Below are 15949 nucleotides of genomic sequence, written 5' to 3'. Positions count from 1 at the left end.
GTCTTCATGGATCAGCTATGGGCTAACCGTGCGGCCAGCGCCGAAGCTGCGATCACCCAACGGCACTTGACGAAGCTCTGGGGTCTGCCGGGCACCCAGCTCGGCGTGGTGGCCTGGCCGGCGACCAAGAAGTACCGCAAGTTCGGAACCTGGCACTACTGGTGGCAGGCGCATCTGCTGGACACCCTGGTCGACGCACAGGTGCGTGATCCGCAGCCCGAGCGGAAAACCCGCATCGAACGGCAGATCCGCGCCCATCATCTGCGCAACAATCTGTCCTGGACCAACAACTACTACGACGACATGGCCTGGTTGGCCTTGGCTCTCGAACGGGCCGGTCGGCTGGTCGGGGTCGAGAAAGCCCGTGCGCTCAGGAAGCTGTGCCAGCAGTTCGTCGACGCCTGGGTGCCCGAGGACGGCGGCGGCATCCCCTGGCGTAAGCAGGACCAATTTTTCAACGCCCCGGCCAACGGTCCGGCCGGCATCTTCCTGGCCCGTTACGACGACCGGTTGCGCCGGGCCCAGCAGATGGCCGACTGGATCGATGACACCCTGATCGATCCGGAAACCCACCTGGTGTTCGACGGCATCAAGGCCGGCTCGATGGTGCGCGCGCAGTACACCTACTGCCAGGGCGTGGTACTCGGACTCGAGGTCGAACTCGCCGTGCGCACCAAGGACGACCGGCACGCCGAACGGGTGCGCCGCCTGGTGGCCGCGGTGGACAAGGAAATGGCGCCCGACGGAGTCATCAAGGGTGCAGGCGGCGGCGACGGCGGTCTGTTCAACGGCGTCACGGCGCGCTACCTGGCGCTGGTGGCGAATACCTTGCCGGGGGATACGGCCGACGATCGGGCCGCGCGCGATACGGCGCGCTCGATCGTCCTCAAATCCGCTGAGTCGGCGTGGAATTACCGGCAGACCGTCGACGGGTTGCCGTTGTTCGGACCCTTCTGGGATCGCAGCGCCGAGGTACCCGGTGCCGAGGGTAAACAAGCCGAGTTCGTCGACGGTGCGGTGAATGCGTCGGCGATCCCCGAACGTGACCTATCGGTTCAGGTCTCGGGATGGATGCTGATGGAAGCCGCGCACACTCTCGCCGAGTGACCACGTTTCCGGCCCCGGACTGAGCGATCGCTCAGCGAGGGCTAGGTTAAGCATCGTGAGAGATGTGCTCGCCGAGCTGCTTGCCGTCTGGCGTGCCGGCGGCACCGCGGGCCTGGCGACGGTGGTGCGCACCTTCCGCTCCGCACCACGACCGGCCGGAGCGTCGATGGTGGTAGCGCCTGACGGCACGGTGACCGGTTCGGTATCCGGCGGCTGCGTCGAAGGTGCGGTGTACGAACTGGCCGGCGAGGTGGTCACCGACGGCACCCCGGTATTGCAGCGCTACGGCGTCAGTGACGACGACGCCTTCGCCGTGGGTCTCACGTGTGGCGGCGTGCTCGACGTGTACGTCGAACCGGTGTCGCAGCAGACGTTCCCGGAACTGGAAGCCCTCGTCCACGACATCGAGGCGCACCAACCGGCCGCGACCGCGACGGTCATCTCCCATCCCGATCCGGCGTGGCTGGGTCGGCGACTGGTCATCCGCACTGACGAGGTGACCGGCACCCTTGGCTCGGCCCGCGCCGACGCCGCGGTCACCGACGATGCCCGCGGCCTGCTCGACACCGGCCGCAGCGGCATATTGACGTTCGGACCGGACGGCGAGCGGCGCGGTGAGGGCATGGACGTGTTCGTCTCGAGCTTCGCGCCGCGGCCTCGAATGCTGGTGTTCGGCGCGATCGACTTCGCGGCCGCCGTCGCGCGGCAGGGATCACTGCTCGGCTACCGCGTCACGGTCTGCGACGCGCGTCCGGTGTTCGCCACCGCCGCCCGATTCCCGACTGCCGACGAGGTCGTCGTCGACTGGCCCAACCGTTACCTGGCCGCGCAGGCCGCCGCAGGTGCGATCGACGGCCGTACCGTCGTCTGCCTGCTCACCCACGACCCGAAGTTCGACGTGCCATTGCTCGAGGTGGCCTTGCGGTTGCCGGCGATCGGCTACATCGGCGCCATGGGGTCGCGGCGCACGCACGAGGACCGGATGGCCCGGCTACGCGAAGTCGGCGTGACCGAGGAAGAATTGGCGAGGCTGTCCAGCCCCATCGGATTGGACCTCGGGGCCAGGACGCCTGAAGAGACCGCGGTGTCGATCGCGGCGGAGATCATCGCCCAACGGTGGGGCGGGACCGGCAAGCCGCTGACCGACACCGGCGGGCGTATTCATCACGAGCACAACGAACCGAGCGAATTGAGGAGTGGTCAGTGACACGAGCCAGGATCGATTTCCCCAGCCGGATCGGTGTGTGGTGGGCCAGCGACACCTGGTCGATGCCGGACGCGCAGCAGGTGGCGCGGGAGATCGAGTCTCTCGGATTCGGCTCGTTGTTCCTGCCGGAGGTGGTCGGCAAGGAGGCCCTCACCCAGTCGGCGGCGTTCCTGGCTGCCACTGAGCGTCTCGTGGTGGGCACCGGCATCGCCAACATTCACGTCCGGGTGCCGTCTGCCGCCGAATCCGGGGCGCGGACTTTGACCGCGCTCTACCCGGGACGGTTCGTGCTGGGGTTGGGCGTCAGCCACGGACCCCTGGTGGAGCACGGACTGGGCGGCACCTACGCCAAGCCACTGGCCACGATGCGTACCTACCTCGAGCGGATGGCGGCCGTGCCCGAGCAGATCGAACCCGGTGTCGGACGCCCGCCCCGTCTGGTGGCGGCCTTGGGTCCCAAGATGATCGAGCTGTCCGGTACGCACGCTGACGGCGCGCACCCGTATCTCGTCACTCCCGAGCACACCGCGACGACGCGCGAGATCCTTGGATCGGACCGCTGGGTGGTGTCCGAGCAGGCCGTCGCCATCGGCGGTGACGACGCCGACCAGCTGGCTCGGGCGCACAAGCACCTCGAGGTCTACAGCGGCCTGCCGAACTACCGGAACTCCTGGCTGCGGCAAGGTTTCGACGAATCCGACCTGGTTCGCGGCGGATCGGACCGCCTGGCACGCGGGCTCGTCGGCATGGGCCCGGTGGAGCAGGCAGCCGCGGTGATCACCGCGCACCTGGATGCCGGCGCCGATCACGTCGTCGTGCAGGCGCTGGGGGAGAATCCGACGGCTGATCCGCGCCCGGCGCTACGTGAACTGGCGGCCGCGCTGAGCCTGGGGTAGCGGCTCGGTCAGACCTGCTCGGCGGCCTTCTTGGCGGCGCGGCGGCGCTTGAACCACTCGATGAACATCGGCGCGACCGAGGCCACGACGATCAGGATGAAGATCGGCTCGAGAAGCTTCTGGATGATCTCGAACTGGCCCAGCCAGTAGCCGAGCAGCACGAGGCCGACGCCCCACACGATGGCGCCCAGCACGTTGAACGTGGTGAACACCGAGTACCGCATCTTGGCCGCGCCCGCGACGATCGGTGCCAGGGTCCGCACGATCGGCACGAAACGGGCGATGACGATTGCGAACGGCCCGCGCTGCTCGAAGAACGCGTGGGCCTCGTCCAGGTACTTCTGCTTCAACACTCGGGCGTCCGGCTTGAACATCTCGACTCCGATGAACCGGCCGATGAGGTAGCCGACCTGGCCGCCGAGGACCGCGGCCACCGGAATGAAGACCAACAGCTGCCAGAGTTCGAAGTTGGCGTCCACCGCCGTTCCCTGGGCAGCCGTGCCCGCGGCAAGCATGCCGGCGACGAACAGCAGTGAGTCACCGGGGAGGACGGGGAACAGCACCCCGGACTCGACGAAGACGACCACCAGGATGCCCACCAGGGCCCAGGTGCCGAAGGATCCGATGAGGTGCAGCGGATCCATGAAATCCGGCATGAGCGCCAGATTGGTCGTAGCCTCATTCAGGGCGGTGTCGATCACGACTCCTAAGGGTACCTGGGCCCCACCACCGGTCTTCACCTGCGATAACCCCGAGCTAGAACACGCGTCCAGATGGAAGGACAAGCCATGCCGATCGCCACGCCTGAGGTCTATGCCGAGATGCTGGGCCGGGCCAAGGAGCATTCCTTTGCGTTCCCGGCCATCAACTGCACGTCGTCGGAGACGATCAACGCTGCCATCAAGGGTTTCGCCGATGCGGGCAGCGACGGCATCATCCAGTTCTCCACCGGTGGGGCCGAGTTCGGCTCCGGGCTGGGGGTCAAGGACATGGTGACCGGCGCCGTCGCGCTGGCCGAGTTCGCCCACGTGATCGCCGAGAGGTACCCGATCACCGTGGCGCTGCACACCGACCACTGTCCGAAGGACAAGCTGGACACCTATGTGCGGCCGCTGTTGGCGATTTCGGCCGAGCGGGTCGCCGCGGGCCGCAACCCGCTGTTCCAGTCGCACATGTGGGACGGCTCGGCCGTCCCGATCGATGAGAACCTCTCCATCGCTCAGGAGCTGTTGAAGCTCGCCTCCGCGGCCAAGATCGTCCTCGAGGTCGAGATCGGTGTGGTCGGCGGCGAGGAGGACGGCGTCGAGGCCGAGATCAACGAGAAGCTCTACACCTCCTCGGAGGACTTCGAGAAGACCATTGACGCGCTGGGTTCCGGAGAGCAGGGGGCTTATCTGCTGGCCGCGACGTTCGGCAACGTGCACGGCGTGTACAAGCCGGGCAACGTGGTGCTCAAGCCCGAGGTGCTGGCCGAGGGGCAGCGCGTCGCCGCTGCCAAGCTCGGATTGCCCGCTGATGCAAAGCCTTTTGACTTCGTCTTCCACGGCGGATCGGGATCGCTGAAGTCCGAGATCGAGGATTCGCTCAAGTACGGGGTGGTGAAGATGAACGTCGACACCGACACCCAATACGCGTTCACCCGTCCGCTGGCCGCGCACATGTTCACCAACTACGACGGGGTTCTGAAGGTGGACGGCGAAGTCGGCAACAAGAAGGTCTACGACCCGCGCAGCTACCTGAAGAAGGCCGAGGCGTCGATGGCCGAGCGTGTCATCGAGGCCTGCAACGACCTGCACAGCGCCGGGCGCAGCGTCACCGCCGGTTAGGCGGCCAGCCGGCCGTACCCGAGGATGCCCGCGATCTCGGCGTCGTCGAGGGTGTGCACACGGATGCCGCCCTCCTCGTTGCCGCCGACTGTGGTGATCGCGGTGTCATCCACGGCCACAACGAAATTCGCGTGCAGCCCGAGCGGGCTGCCATCGGCGTACATCACCACGTCACCGCTGCGCGGCCGGTAAGCCCCTGGCTCGGCGAACCGGCCCGCACCCTGGTAGTACTCCTGCAGCGTGTACACCCCCGGGATCCGCCAGCCGCCCGAGTTCGGGTTGGACAGCGGCTGGCCTGCCTCGTTGAGGACCCAGCTGACGAAATCGGCACACCACGGCTCGTCGACGCCTTCGGAGAAGTGACTGCCGCCGGGCTGGGCTTCGTACTGGGCCTGCAGTACGTCGACGACGCGCGCCTGGCCCGGGTCGAGGGCGGCACGGTCGAGTTGGGGGAAGGCAACCCGTTTGCCGGGCAGGACGTCGAGTACCGAGTCCGGTTGCCGGACCACCAGCGCGGCAACGCCGACGACGATAACTGCCCCGAGCGCGAAGATGGCCAGCCAGAGCTTGGGTCCGCGCAGGGTCACCCGACCAGGTTAGCCGGTGGGCGCCTGGCAGATCTTCCACTGGTTGTCGCGGAACTGGAGGTCGAAACTGCGGGTGGAGCGGGTTTGCGGGGCGAAGGCCATGAAGCTGGTGACGTTGGCCTCGGCGTGATCGCCGTTGACGATGACCTGGTCGATGCTGGCCACCACGGGGTACTGCTTGGCCGACTCCACCCGGGCATGGGTTTCATCCCAGGCCTTCTGGTCGTACTTGACGTAGTTGTCGCGGGTGGTGCCGCAGGTGATCGACCGCAGCGCCGCCAGGTCCCCGCGTTGGATGGCGGAGTCGAAGTCCTGGATCGTTGAGCGGACCTCGTCCTCCTCGGACACGGTCAACGGCGAGTTGCGGGTCAGCAGGACGGTGCCGAGTACCGCGATCGCCACCAACGCGGCGATCACCAACACGACCGCGACCACCCACCCCCAACTGCGGCGGGCAGCGGGCTGCGGCTTCTGCTCTTGTTCCTCGCGCGGTGGGATAACTTGTGGGGCAGCACCTTTGGGCGCCTCGGCGGCGACGGTGTCGCCCTCGGCGGGCGGTGCGAACACCTCGGTCTCCGGGTCGGGAGGGGTGTCGATCTTCTGCGTCGACGAGTCGAAGCCGGACGGCGCGGTGAAGCGACGTTCCTCGCTGAGGTGCACCTCGCCGGTGACTTCGTCGGCCGAGCCGAAGATCTCGGTGGCCGGCTCGGTCGCCTCGGACATGTTCGGCAACTCGACCTTCTCGGTCGGTGTGTCGCTGTGGTCGGCGCGGTCCTCGTCAGGTCCGGTTGGGTTCGACATCCCTGCTGCGGTCCTCCCGTACGTCGCTACCGGTGGAGCTTATCGGTCGGTGCACAATAGGCCCATGACACGGATGGGTGATTTGTTGGGGCCGGAGCCGGTCCTCCTTCCCGGGGACCCTGAGGCCGAGGACGAACTGGCTGCGGGTGAAAAGGCGGCCGTGGTGGCTGCCGCCCACCCGTCGGCGTCGATCGCATGGGCGGTGCTGGCCGAGCAAGCGCTCGCCGACGACAAGGCCGTCACCGCATATGCCTACGCCCGCACCGGTTACCACCGCGGGCTGGATCAGTTGCGTCGCAACGGCTGGAAGGGTTTCGGCCCGGTGCCGTTCGCGCACGAGCCGAACCAGGGATTCCTGCGGTGTGTGGCCGCGCTGGCACGGGCCGCCGACGACATCGGCGAGACCGACGAGTTCCAGCGGTGCCTGGACCTGATCGACGACTGCGATCCGTCGGCGCGCGCCGAACTCGGCTTGGCCTGATCCTCAGTCTTTCGCCTCGCAGGAGCAGTCTTCGGCCGAGTCGGGCGGTTCCACCTGCACCGTGGCGTGCGCCAGGCCGCGGGCGTTCAGGACCGCTCGCGCGTCGTCGAGCACCCGGGCAGTGTCGGCACTGCTCGTCAGGTGCGCGGTGACCATGTCCTTGCCGGGAACCAGCGTCCACACGTGCAGGTCGTGCACGCCGGTCACGCCGTCCACCGATTCGAGCGCGGTCCGCAGTTCGTCCACGTCGATGTGCTGCGGTGAGGACTCGCTCAGGATCCGCAGCGCGGCGCGGGCCAGGGCGATGGCCCGCGGCAGCACCCACAGGGCGACGAGGACCGCGACCACCACGTCGGCATAGGGCCACCCGGTGGTGACGGTGATGATGCCTGCGACCAGGACGCCGATGCTGCCGACGGTGTCGGCCACGACCTCCATGTAGGCGCCCTTGACCGCCAGGCTGTCCTTGGACTGCGACCGCAGCAGCATCACCACGACGGCGTTGGCGGCCAGGCCGGCCAGGGCCACGACGATCATCGGCACGCCGGGGACGTCGGGAGCGTTGCCGAGGCGCTCGATGGCCTCGTACAGGATGAAGCCCGCCACACCCAGCAGCAGGGCGGCATTGGCCACCGCGGTGAACACCTCGGCCCGGTGCCAGCCGTAGGTGCGAGCCGGGGACGTGCTGCCGCGCTTCGCCAGCAACACCGCGGTCAACCCCATGAACATCGCGACCAGGTCGGTCAGCATGTGGCCGGCGTCGGCCAGCAGGGCGATCGAGTTGATCAGCAGCGCGGTGACCAGCTCAAGGACGAAGAACGCACTGAGGATCGCCGCGGCGATGATCATCCTGCTGACGCGGGTATCGCTGCTGTGGCTGTGATTGTGGCCGGCACCCATGCCCGAAATATATGCGGAAGTATGCATATGTTGCAAGGTTCTGGACCGCACGGTCTGGCCGCGTCACCCCGCGACCGCTTTGTCACGCCAGAGTGGCCCTCGCCGCCGAGTGTCACGCCAGCGTGACGCCAGGGTCGAGATGGCCCGGAGGCGTGGGTGCTTTGTCACGCCAGAGTGGCTGTCGCTGCCGAGTGTCACACCGGCGTGACGCGGCGGCGTGCGTGGCCGCGACGGCCGGTCGCCGGCGAAGACTAGAGCCAGGCGGACCAGAACCGGGTCAGCTGGCTGCCCACCGAAACGAGCTGGCTCGGCACGCCGGAGAGGTCGACGAACCAGAACACCACCGAGAAGAACCATCGGTTGAGTGCAGGCGTGATCAGCAGGATCAACAGGATGAAGAAACCCCATTGCTTGGCGGGTTCCAGCGCCCGCTGGGTATCGGGGCTCAGATGCGGTTCCAGCGCACCGTAGCCGTCCAGACCGGGAATCGGCAGCAGATTCAGTACGACGGCGGTGACCTGCAGGAAACCGAGGAAGGCGAGGCCGGACCAGAACACCGCGTGAGCCGGGTCGAAGAAGATCTTCGTGATGCCCAGAAGTAGTACCGCCAGCACCAGGTTGGCGGCCGGGCCGGCCAGGCTGACCAGAGTTTTCTGCCGGGCGGTCATCCACGAGGTGCGCACATAGACCGCCCCGCCGGGCAGTCCGATGCCGCCGAGGGCGATGAACAACACCGGCAACCCCAGTGACAGCAGGGGATGGGAGTACTTGAAGGGATTCAGGGTCAGATAGCCGCGTACTGCCACGTCGTGGTCGCCGAAGCGCCATGCCGTGAAGGCGTGGCCGAATTCGTGCAGACACAGCGAAACCAGCCAGCCCGCGATCACGAGGATGAATACGCCGACGTAGGACAGCGGTTTGACCGTGTCGGCGGCCATCCAGGCCAGCACTCCGCCCGCGGCGGTGAGCGCGACGACAGCGAGGAAGACCGGGCTCGGCCGTACCGACTGATGCAGCGGGCGGATGTTCACGATTCGACGCTACGGCAATATCGCCTGGTTCAGCCGACGCGCAACCAGCCTTCGGTGTGCCGGTAGAACGTCGAACGTCGCGTGGTCCGCGGCGCGGGCACGCCGTCCCGGATCACCTGCGCACCTGGGGTGCCCAGCTGCGCGGCGCGTCCGGCGACCCAGCGGCCCGGGCGGCCTCGATCCGACAGCACGCTCGCGCGCAGTCCCGGCATGTTCAACGTGGGCTCGACCCGGACCCCGGGCGCCTCGCCGTCGAACAGCACGACGTCGTCGACGATGGCCTCACCCTGCAGCGGCTCGCCGTCGGGCCCATGCCATTGCGCGGCGCCTACCAGCACCGTTCCCGTCTCGTCGCGGATCAGCGGGACACGCCGAGCGGGCGCGCGGAGCGCTCGCCGGGCGGACCAGCTGCCTGCCGCCGCGGCGACCTCGACGTCGAGTCGATCGGCGCGCAGCAACGAGGTGAGCACGGCGGCCAGTTCGGCTTCGCCGCCGGTCACGACCAGTCTGCGATGGGTGCCGAGGTCGTCGACATCAACCCTGGGCAGGTTGCGCAGCGGGCGTGGAACAGGCGCCGTACCGACCACCGCAACCCCGTCTGAGGTGGTCAAAACTGCTCCTTGCGGTCAGACAAATGTGTTCCTGGCGTGAGCTGGGATAAGGTGACCTACCGGCTGCATCACATTAGTGCGGAAGATTAGGCGGGAGATTACGCCATGCCGGCAATCGTCCTCATCGGCGCCCAATGGGGCGACGAGGGCAAAGGTAAGGCCACCGATCTGCTCGGTGGACGCGTGCAGTGGGTCGTTCGCTACCAAGGCGGCAACAACGCCGGGCATACCGTCGTGTTGCCCACCGGAGAGAACTTCGCACTGCACCTGATCCCCTCGGGCATCCTGACGCCAGGGGTCACCAACGTCATCGGTAACGGTGTCGTGGTCGACCCGGGTGTGCTGCTCACCGAGCTCCAGGGCCTGGAAGATCGCGGCGTCGACACCTCCGGCCTGCTGATCTCGGCCGACGCGCATCTGCTGATGCCGTATCACGTCGCCATCGACAAGGTGGTCGAACGGTATGCGGGCAGCAAGAAGATCGGCACCACCGGCCGCGGCATCGGGCCTTGCTACCAGGACAAGATCGCGCGTATCGGTATCCGGGTCGCCGACGTCCTCGACGAGCAGTTGCTGGCCGAAAAGATCGAGGCGGCACTGGAATTCAAGAACCAGGTGCTGGTAAAGATCTACAACCGCAAGGCGCTCGAGCCGGCTGAGGTGCTGGAGAGCCTGCTCACCCAGGCCGAAGGCTTCAAGCACCGTATCGCCGACGCCCGCCTGCTGCTGAACGAGGCGCTGGAGAAGGGCGAGACGGTGCTGCTGGAGGGGTCTCAGGGCACCCTGCTCGACGTCGACCACGGCACGTACCCGTTCGTCACCTCCTCGAACCCGACGGCCGGCGGCGCCGCCGTCGGCTCCGGCATCGGTCCGACGCGGATCACCACCGTGCTGGGAATCCTGAAGGCCTACACCACGCGTGTCGGCTCGGGTCCGTTCCCGACCGAGCTGTTCGACGAGCACGGCGCGTACCTGGCCAAGACCGGCGGGGAGGTGGGCGTGACCACGGGCCGGGCCCGGCGCTGCGGCTGGTTCGACGCGGTGATCGCGCGTTACGCAACCCGGGTCAACGGCATCACCGACTACTTCCTGACCAAGCTCGACGTGCTGTCCAGCCTGGAGACGGTGCCGGTGTGCGTTGGCTACAAGGTCGACGGCAAGCGCACCAACGAGATGCCGATGACCCAGTCCGACATCCACCGGGCCGAGCCGATCTACGAGGAGCTGCCCGGCTGGTGGGAGGACATCTCCGGCGCGCGTGAGTTCTCCGATCTGCCCGCCAAGGCCCAGGATTACGTGCTGCGGCTGGAAGAGCTTGCCGGCGCGCATGTTTCGTGCATCGGTGTGGGGCCGGGCCGCGAGCAGACGATTGTGCGCCGTGACATCTTGGCCGCCAAGTGAGTGACGAACCATCGGTCTTTGAGCAGCACGGCGGATTCCCGGTCTTCAAACCGGCCAACCCAGGACCGGGTTTCGAACGGTTCCTGACCGCGATGCGCCGCGCTCAGGATCTGGCCGTCTCGGCTGACCCCGACAGCGACACCTGGGACGACGCCGCCGACCGCGTCGAGGAACTGGTCAAGCTGCTCGCCCCGTATGAAGCTGCCGAGGGCGTCGGCCCGGCCAACCGGGTGCCGTCGCTGCCTGGTGTGGGCAGTCTGCTGATGCCGCCGTTCACGGTGGCGAAGTTCGAGCCCGAGGGCGTCGAATTGCAGGTCGAGTTCAGCCGGTACCACGTCGGCGGCAACTACGCGGTGCACGGCGGTGTGTTGCCGCTGCTGTTCGACTCGGTGTTCGGCATGGTCATCCATGCCGCGGGCCGGCCGATCAGCCGCACGGCTTTCCTGCACGTGGACTACCGCAAGGTGACGCCGATCGACACGCTGCTGACCGCGCGGGGCTGGGTGCGAGAGGCCGAGGGGCGCAAGGCATTTGTAAATGCCGAACTGCGGGATCCAGACGAGAATCTGCTCGCCGAGGCCAACGGTCTGATGATCAGACTGCTGCCGGGCCAGCCGTAGCACCGGACTCGATTTCGCATCGAATCGCGATCTCCCGCCACTTTGCGGTGCCGGGTGTCACTATGTCGCCGTGGTTCAACAACATTTGCACCGCTTGTCGACTCCGAGAGCAGCCGCGCTGGCGGGCGTGCTGTTCGCTGTGCTGTTCGGAATTGCGCTGGTGCTGATCCGCACCGCGCTGCCCGAGGGCGCCGAGCCTGGTTCGCAATGGATCGACGGAGCGACCACCCGATTGCGGGTGGCGTCGGTGTTGATGCCGTTCGCCGGCATCGCGTTCCTGTGGTTCATCGGCGTGGTGCGGGACGGCTTCGGCCGCTATGAGGATCGATTCTTCTCATCGGTGTTCCTCGGTAGCGGAATCCTGTTCCTGGCGATGATGTTCACTTCATCAGCGGTCGGGGCCGGGTTGATCGCCAGCCGGGCGGGAATCACCGACGCCACCGCCTACAGCCATGTCGCCACATTCGGGCAGATGGTGCTGATGGCGTTGAGCAAGACCTACGGCGTCCGGATGGCGGCGGTCTTCATGATCTCGCTGGCGACGATCTGGCTGAAGACAGGCTTGATGCCACGCCCGCTTGTGTACACGACTTACCTTGTCGCAGTCGGCCTTCTGATCGCCGGCGATGTCACGATGTGGATCGTCCTCGCGTTCCCGATCTGGGTGCTCGTCGTGAGTGTCCTGATCCTGATCCGCGCCGGAGTAATCGACCTGCACGGCGAGCGGGACCAATCCGCGTAGCCCAGGTTTGCTGAGTTGGCCTGTCGGCCCCCGGTGGCATACTCGAACGTATGTTCGATGTGGTGTCTGATGTGGTCCTGATCGACCAGGTCGGTGCGGCTTCGCGGGCCGAGTCGGTGGCGATCGCGGCCCGGTTCGCCGCGATCGGGGCGTTGGACACCCTGCGTGAACAGGAACTGATCGACAGCATTTTGTGGCGCACCGACCCCTACGAGGAGGTGTGCGCCGAGGTGTCGGCGGCGATGCGGATCAGCCGGGGCCGGGCCCGCACCCAGGTGCATCACGCCCGGGTGTTGCGCGACAAGCTGCCCCAGGTGGCGGCCCGCTTCGCCGTCGGCGATATCGATTATCGGGTGGTGCGGATGATCATCGCCCGCACCGAGACCGCGGATCGGTCGGTGTGGTCGGGGCTGGACGCTGAGCTGGCGGCTCGGGCGCATCGGTGGATGCGATTCTCGGAAAACCAACTGCGCGATCGGATCGATCAGTGGGTCGCCAAACTCGACCCGAACGGGCAACGGGTCCCGCCGGATCTGGCCCAGGATCGGTTTGTGCAGGTCGATCCGGGCCGCCCGGGCACGGCCACGGTAGTGGCCAACATCGACGCCGCCGATGGGGCTGCCTTGGATCAACGCCTGGATGCGTTGGCTGACACGGTGTGTGAGCATGATCCGCGCACCCGTGAGCGGCGTCGTGCCGATGCGGTGGGGCCGTTGGCCCGGCTGCAAGCCCAGCTGGACTGCCGGTGCGGCCGTGAGGACTGCCCGGCCGGGCAGAAACGCGCGGCCGCTGACGCGGCGGTGGTTCACGTGTTGGCCGAGCAATCGACCCTGGATGGAACAGGTGAGGATCCGGGGTATCTGCCCGGGCACGGGATCCTGCCCGCCCACAGCGTGCGCGCCCTTGCCGCCACGGCCAGGCTCAAGCCGGTACGGATACCCGCCGTACCCACCGTCCCCGAGGGCGCCGAGCCGGGGTATCGCCCGTCGGTGGCATTGTCGGAGTTCATCCGCTTCCGTGACCTGACGTGCCGCTTCCCCGGTTGTGATGCCCCGGTGCAACGCTGCGACATCGACCACACCATGCCCTATCCGCAGGGTCCGGCCCATCCGTCCAACACCAAGCTGTACTGCCGGGCACACCACCTGGTGAAGACGTTCTGCCCGGGCTGGTCGGATCGTCAGTTACCCGATGGGACAGTGGAAATCACCACACCCACCGGGCACACCTACACCACCGAACCGCACGGCGCCGCGATGTTTCCGACCCTGGCCACCCCGACCGGGAACCTGCACCTGCCCGAACCCCAAGCTCCGACCCCGAACTCGAACCGCGGCGCGAAGATGCCCAAACGCTCACGCACCCGCGAACAAGACCGCCAAGACCGCATCGCCGAAGAACGACGCCTGCGCGCCGAACTCAACAACGACCTCGCATACGAACGCCACTACCAAGCCTGGCTCGCCGAAGAATACGGACCACCACCACCATTCTGAGTGGTACCGCGCGTCACTCCCCGGTCAGCTTCAATGCTGATGCCGGGCACAGCTTGACGGCCTGGCGCGCCTTGTCGAGCTGATCGTCGGGCACCTCGTCGAGGAGGACCTGGACCACGCCGTCGTCGTCCTGATCGAAGATGGCGTCGGAGACCATCACGCAGTTGCCCGAGGCGATGCAGGCGTCTCGATCTGCTTCTACTTTCATGGCGTTCACCACGTTACCGCCAACGATTTGAGCCCGTAGATGAAGTGGAAAGACCGGTAGGCGACGTCCTCGAAGGGTTCGGCAAGCGCGAGGTCCGGGAACCTGCGCAGCAGCGCCGGGAAGGCGATCCGCATCTCCATGCGGGCCAGCGGAGCGCCGAGGCAATGGTGCACGCCGTGGCCGAAGGCAAGATGTCCCGGTGCGCCACGGCTGATGTCGAGGACGTCGGGGGTGTCGATGAAGTCGGGGTCGCGGTTACCCGCGGGCAGTGAGGCAAACACCAACTCGCCCGCGGGAATCCGCACACCGGCCACGTCGACATCGGTCGTGGTGAACCGCGGTATGGCGTTCTGCACGATGGACAGCCAGCGCAGGAGTTCCTCGACGGCGGGGCCGACGGCATCCGGGTCGTCGCGTACCGCGGCCAGCTGATCGGGGTGGCGCAGCAGCGCCAGAACGCCCAGGCCGAGCATGTTCGACGTGGTCTCGTGCCCGGCGAGCAACAGCAGCCCGGCGATGCCGACGAGTTCGTCGTCGGAAAGTTCGTCACCGTGCTCGCGCACGAGCATGCCGAGGATGTCCTCGCCTGGATCCTGGCGGGCCCGCCGGACAAGGCCACGCATGTAGTCACGGCTCTGCCGTTGCAGCGCAAGGCGTTCCGCGATGGGCAGCGAGAGGTCGAGCTGGAGCGTCGAGCGGTGCTGGAAGTCGTCGCGGTCCTCATAGGGCACGCCGAGCAGTTCGCAGATCACAAGAGACGGGATGGGGAGTGCGAAGTCGGCCACCAGATCGGACGGTGGGCCGGCCGCCGTCATCGCGTCGAGGCGGGCGTCGACGATCTCGATGATGCGCGGTTCCAGACGCTTCATCCGGCGGATGGTGAACTCCGCGGTGAGCATGCGGCGCAGCCGCTGATGCTCGGGCGGATCCAGGCCCAACAGGTTGCCGGCCCGTGCGCTGGCCAGCTCCTCCTCGGACATCTCTGGCGCCCCGGGCAGGGTGAAACCCGGTGGTCGAGCATTGGAGAACCGTTCGTGGTCACCCAGCACGGCCTTGACGTCCTCGTGGCGGGTGATCAGGTACACCGGGTTGCCCAGCGCACTGATGACGGTGCGTACCCCGTCGTTCTCGCGGATCTCGCCCAGATCGGGCGTGGGGTCGAAGGCGTTGCGCCGCATGTGCAGCGGCGGCAGAGTGACCGGCTCAGTCATGCTTAGACGCTACGCGTGTTCGAGGAAGTCCCTGATCAGGGCGTTGGTGAGGGTTGGATTCTCCAGGGCGGCCAGGTGGGCGACACCGTCGACAACCACGAACTCGGCGCCGGGGATGGAATCGGCCATCGCCTTGGTCTCGGCGAGCGGGAAAGTCGCGTCCTCGGCGCCCGCGACCACGAGTACCGGGGTACGCACCTGCGACAGCAGGGTTCGCTGATCCGGACGTCGCGGAACGACGCTTCGCACTGCCCAAGCGGCGGAATCCACGTCTACCCGGTGTGCCGCATCTCGCACGAAGGAGACCACTTCGGGACGCGTACGCAACGTGGTCGGTCCGAGGAAAGCCTTGAGCACGGACCGGGTGAGGGGGCCGCGGATCCCGTTGAGCACCTTTGCCGTGCGGAGCAGCAGCCCGTACTCGAACCGCTGACGCCCGCCGGCAGCCGACGCCGTGCAGTTCATCAACACGGACCGGCCGACGCGGCTCGAGTGCGCCGCCGCGAATGTCCCGCCGATCATTCCGCCCCACGAGTTGCCGACCAAATGCGTTCGTTCGACCCCTACCCCGTCGAGGATATCGGCGACGGTATCGGCGCAATCGGTGAAACTGAATGGCGCGGTGAGTTTTTCGCTGCCGCCGTGGCCAGGCGGGTCGACGAGGATGACCCGGTGGGTGGTGCTGAACTCCGCTGCCTGCGCGGCCCACATGTCACCTGTCATCAACAGGCTGGGCCAGAACAGGATTGCATCGCCCTCGCCGCGGACCTGGACACGGAGGCGGCCGAGTTTCGTCGGTACTCGCAGCTCCTGCACACCTGCCA

At 67.1% G+C, this 15949-nt stretch carries 18 protein-coding genes; 9 read left to right on the top strand and 9 right to left on the bottom strand.

Features of this window, described 5'->3' with window-relative positions; translation table 11 throughout:
• Positions 1-6 precede the first annotated feature (6 nt).
• The 3 genes from BN2156_RS17130 to BN2156_RS17120 are packed head-to-tail and all read left to right on the top strand — an operon-like array spanning position 7 to position 3210.
• Positions 7-1107 carry a glycoside hydrolase family 76 protein gene (locus BN2156_RS17130; protein ID WP_090516231.1) on the top strand — a complete coding sequence of 367 codons (1101 nt, stop codon included), beginning with the start codon at positions 7-9 and terminating at the stop codon, positions 1105-1107.
• Positions 1108-1162: 55 nt separating this feature from the next.
• The gene (locus tag BN2156_RS17125) at positions 1163-2314 is read left to right on the top strand and encodes an XdhC family protein (RefSeq protein ID WP_090516230.1); all 1152 of its coding nucleotides are present in this window, start codon (positions 1163-1165) and stop codon (positions 2312-2314) included.
• On the top strand, positions 2311-3210 hold the full coding sequence (locus BN2156_RS17120) for an LLM class F420-dependent oxidoreductase (RefSeq protein ID WP_090516229.1): 900 nt from the start codon (positions 2311-2313) through the stop codon (positions 3208-3210). The genes BN2156_RS17125 and BN2156_RS17120 overlap by 4 nt, the downstream gene beginning before the upstream one ends.
• Positions 3211-3218: 8 nt before the next feature.
• Here the strand turns inward: BN2156_RS17120 and BN2156_RS17115 are convergent, their stop codons facing one another.
• On the bottom strand, positions 3219-3911 hold the full coding sequence (locus tag BN2156_RS17115) for a DedA family protein (protein ID WP_090516228.1): 693 nt from the start codon (positions 3909-3911) through the stop codon (positions 3219-3221).
• A gap of 87 nt (positions 3912-3998) precedes the next feature.
• Here BN2156_RS17115 and fbaA point away from each other — a divergent pair, with 87 nt between their 5' ends.
• Complete coding sequence (fbaA, locus tag BN2156_RS17110) at positions 3999-5036, top strand: class II fructose-bisphosphate aldolase (RefSeq protein ID WP_090517437.1); 1038 nt, start codon at positions 3999-4001, stop codon at positions 5034-5036.
• On the opposite strand, the gene BN2156_RS17105 is transcribed toward fbaA, so the two are convergent.
• Together BN2156_RS17105 and BN2156_RS17100 are read right to left on the bottom strand one after the other, a co-directional pair.
• Positions 5033-5623: a CHAP domain-containing protein gene (locus BN2156_RS17105; protein ID WP_090516227.1), complete on the bottom strand. Its 591-nt coding sequence runs from the start codon at positions 5621-5623 to the stop codon at positions 5033-5035. The two genes, fbaA and BN2156_RS17105, sit on opposite strands and share 4 nt — an antisense overlap.
• A 9-nt stretch (positions 5624-5632) precedes the next feature.
• Positions 5633-6424, bottom strand: coding sequence for an Rv0361 family membrane protein (locus BN2156_RS17100; RefSeq protein WP_090516226.1), 792 nt, complete (start codon positions 6422-6424; stop codon positions 5633-5635).
• 64 nt (positions 6425-6488) lie between these two features.
• On the opposite strand from BN2156_RS17100, the gene BN2156_RS17095 reads away from it, so the two are divergent.
• Positions 6489-6905, top strand: a complete 417-nt coding sequence (locus BN2156_RS17095) for a DUF3151 domain-containing protein (RefSeq protein WP_162490879.1) — start codon at positions 6489-6491, stop codon at positions 6903-6905.
• 3 nt (positions 6906-6908) lie between these two features.
• Here BN2156_RS17095 and BN2156_RS17090 read toward each other — a convergent pair whose 3' ends face one another.
• From BN2156_RS17090 to BN2156_RS17080, 3 genes are all read right to left on the bottom strand, one after another.
• Positions 6909-7805 (bottom strand): cation diffusion facilitator family transporter, encoded by an 897-nt coding sequence (locus BN2156_RS17090; RefSeq protein ID WP_090516224.1) that lies wholly within the window; start codon positions 7803-7805, stop codon positions 6909-6911.
• 251 nt (positions 7806-8056) lie between these two features.
• Entirely contained in the window at positions 8057-8836 is a 780-nt protein-coding gene (locus BN2156_RS17085; RefSeq protein ID WP_090516223.1) for a site-2 protease family protein, read from the bottom strand.
• Between the two features lie 29 nt (positions 8837-8865).
• Positions 8866-9447, bottom strand: coding sequence for a hypothetical protein (locus tag BN2156_RS17080; RefSeq protein WP_090516222.1), 582 nt, complete (start codon positions 9445-9447; stop codon positions 8866-8868).
• A 105-nt stretch (positions 9448-9552) separates the two neighbouring features.
• On the opposite strand from BN2156_RS17080, the gene BN2156_RS17075 reads away from it, so the two are divergent.
• The 4 genes from BN2156_RS17075 to BN2156_RS17060 all read left to right on the top strand — a co-directional run bounded on the left by BN2156_RS17075 (position 9553) and on the right by BN2156_RS17060 (position 13706).
• On the top strand, positions 9553-10848 hold the full coding sequence (locus BN2156_RS17075; RefSeq protein WP_090516221.1) for an adenylosuccinate synthase: 1296 nt from the start codon (positions 9553-9555) through the stop codon (positions 10846-10848).
• Positions 10845-11468 (top strand): PaaI family thioesterase, encoded by a 624-nt coding sequence (locus BN2156_RS17070; protein WP_090516220.1) that lies wholly within the window; start codon positions 10845-10847, stop codon positions 11466-11468. The genes BN2156_RS17075 and BN2156_RS17070 overlap by 4 nt, the downstream gene beginning before the upstream one ends.
• Before the next feature lie 70 nt (positions 11469-11538).
• On the top strand, positions 11539-12210 hold the full coding sequence (locus tag BN2156_RS17065; protein WP_407661728.1) for a hypothetical protein: 672 nt from the start codon (positions 11539-11541) through the stop codon (positions 12208-12210).
• A 50-nt stretch (positions 12211-12260) separates the two neighbouring features.
• On the top strand, positions 12261-13706 hold the full coding sequence (locus BN2156_RS17060; protein WP_090516219.1) for an HNH endonuclease signature motif containing protein: 1446 nt from the start codon (positions 12261-12263) through the stop codon (positions 13704-13706).
• Between the two features lie 13 nt (positions 13707-13719).
• Here BN2156_RS17060 and BN2156_RS17055 read toward each other — a convergent pair whose 3' ends face one another.
• From BN2156_RS17055 to BN2156_RS17045, 3 genes are read right to left on the bottom strand one after another with little or no spacing between them, the layout of a single operon-like run.
• The gene (locus tag BN2156_RS17055; protein WP_090517435.1) at positions 13720-13914 is read right to left on the bottom strand and encodes a ferredoxin; all 195 of its coding nucleotides are present in this window, start codon (positions 13912-13914) and stop codon (positions 13720-13722) included.
• Between the two features lie 5 nt (positions 13915-13919).
• A complete protein-coding gene (locus tag BN2156_RS17050; protein WP_090516218.1) occupies positions 13920-15125 on the bottom strand; it encodes a cytochrome P450 in 1206 nt (401 codons plus the stop codon).
• A 9-nt stretch (positions 15126-15134) separates the two neighbouring features.
• Positions 15135-15941, bottom strand: a complete 807-nt coding sequence (locus BN2156_RS17045; RefSeq protein WP_090517434.1) for an alpha/beta fold hydrolase — start codon at positions 15939-15941, stop codon at positions 15135-15137.
• Positions 15942-15949: the final 8 nt, after the last annotated feature.

Origin of the sequence: Mycolicibacterium neworleansense, assembly GCF_001245615.1 — a bacterium.
GTDB classification, from domain to species: Bacteria; Actinomycetota; Actinomycetes; order Mycobacteriales; family Mycobacteriaceae; genus Mycobacterium; species Mycobacterium neworleansense.
Note: the sequence above shows the minus strand (reverse complement) of the source record. Positions and strands in the feature narration are given on the sequence as shown.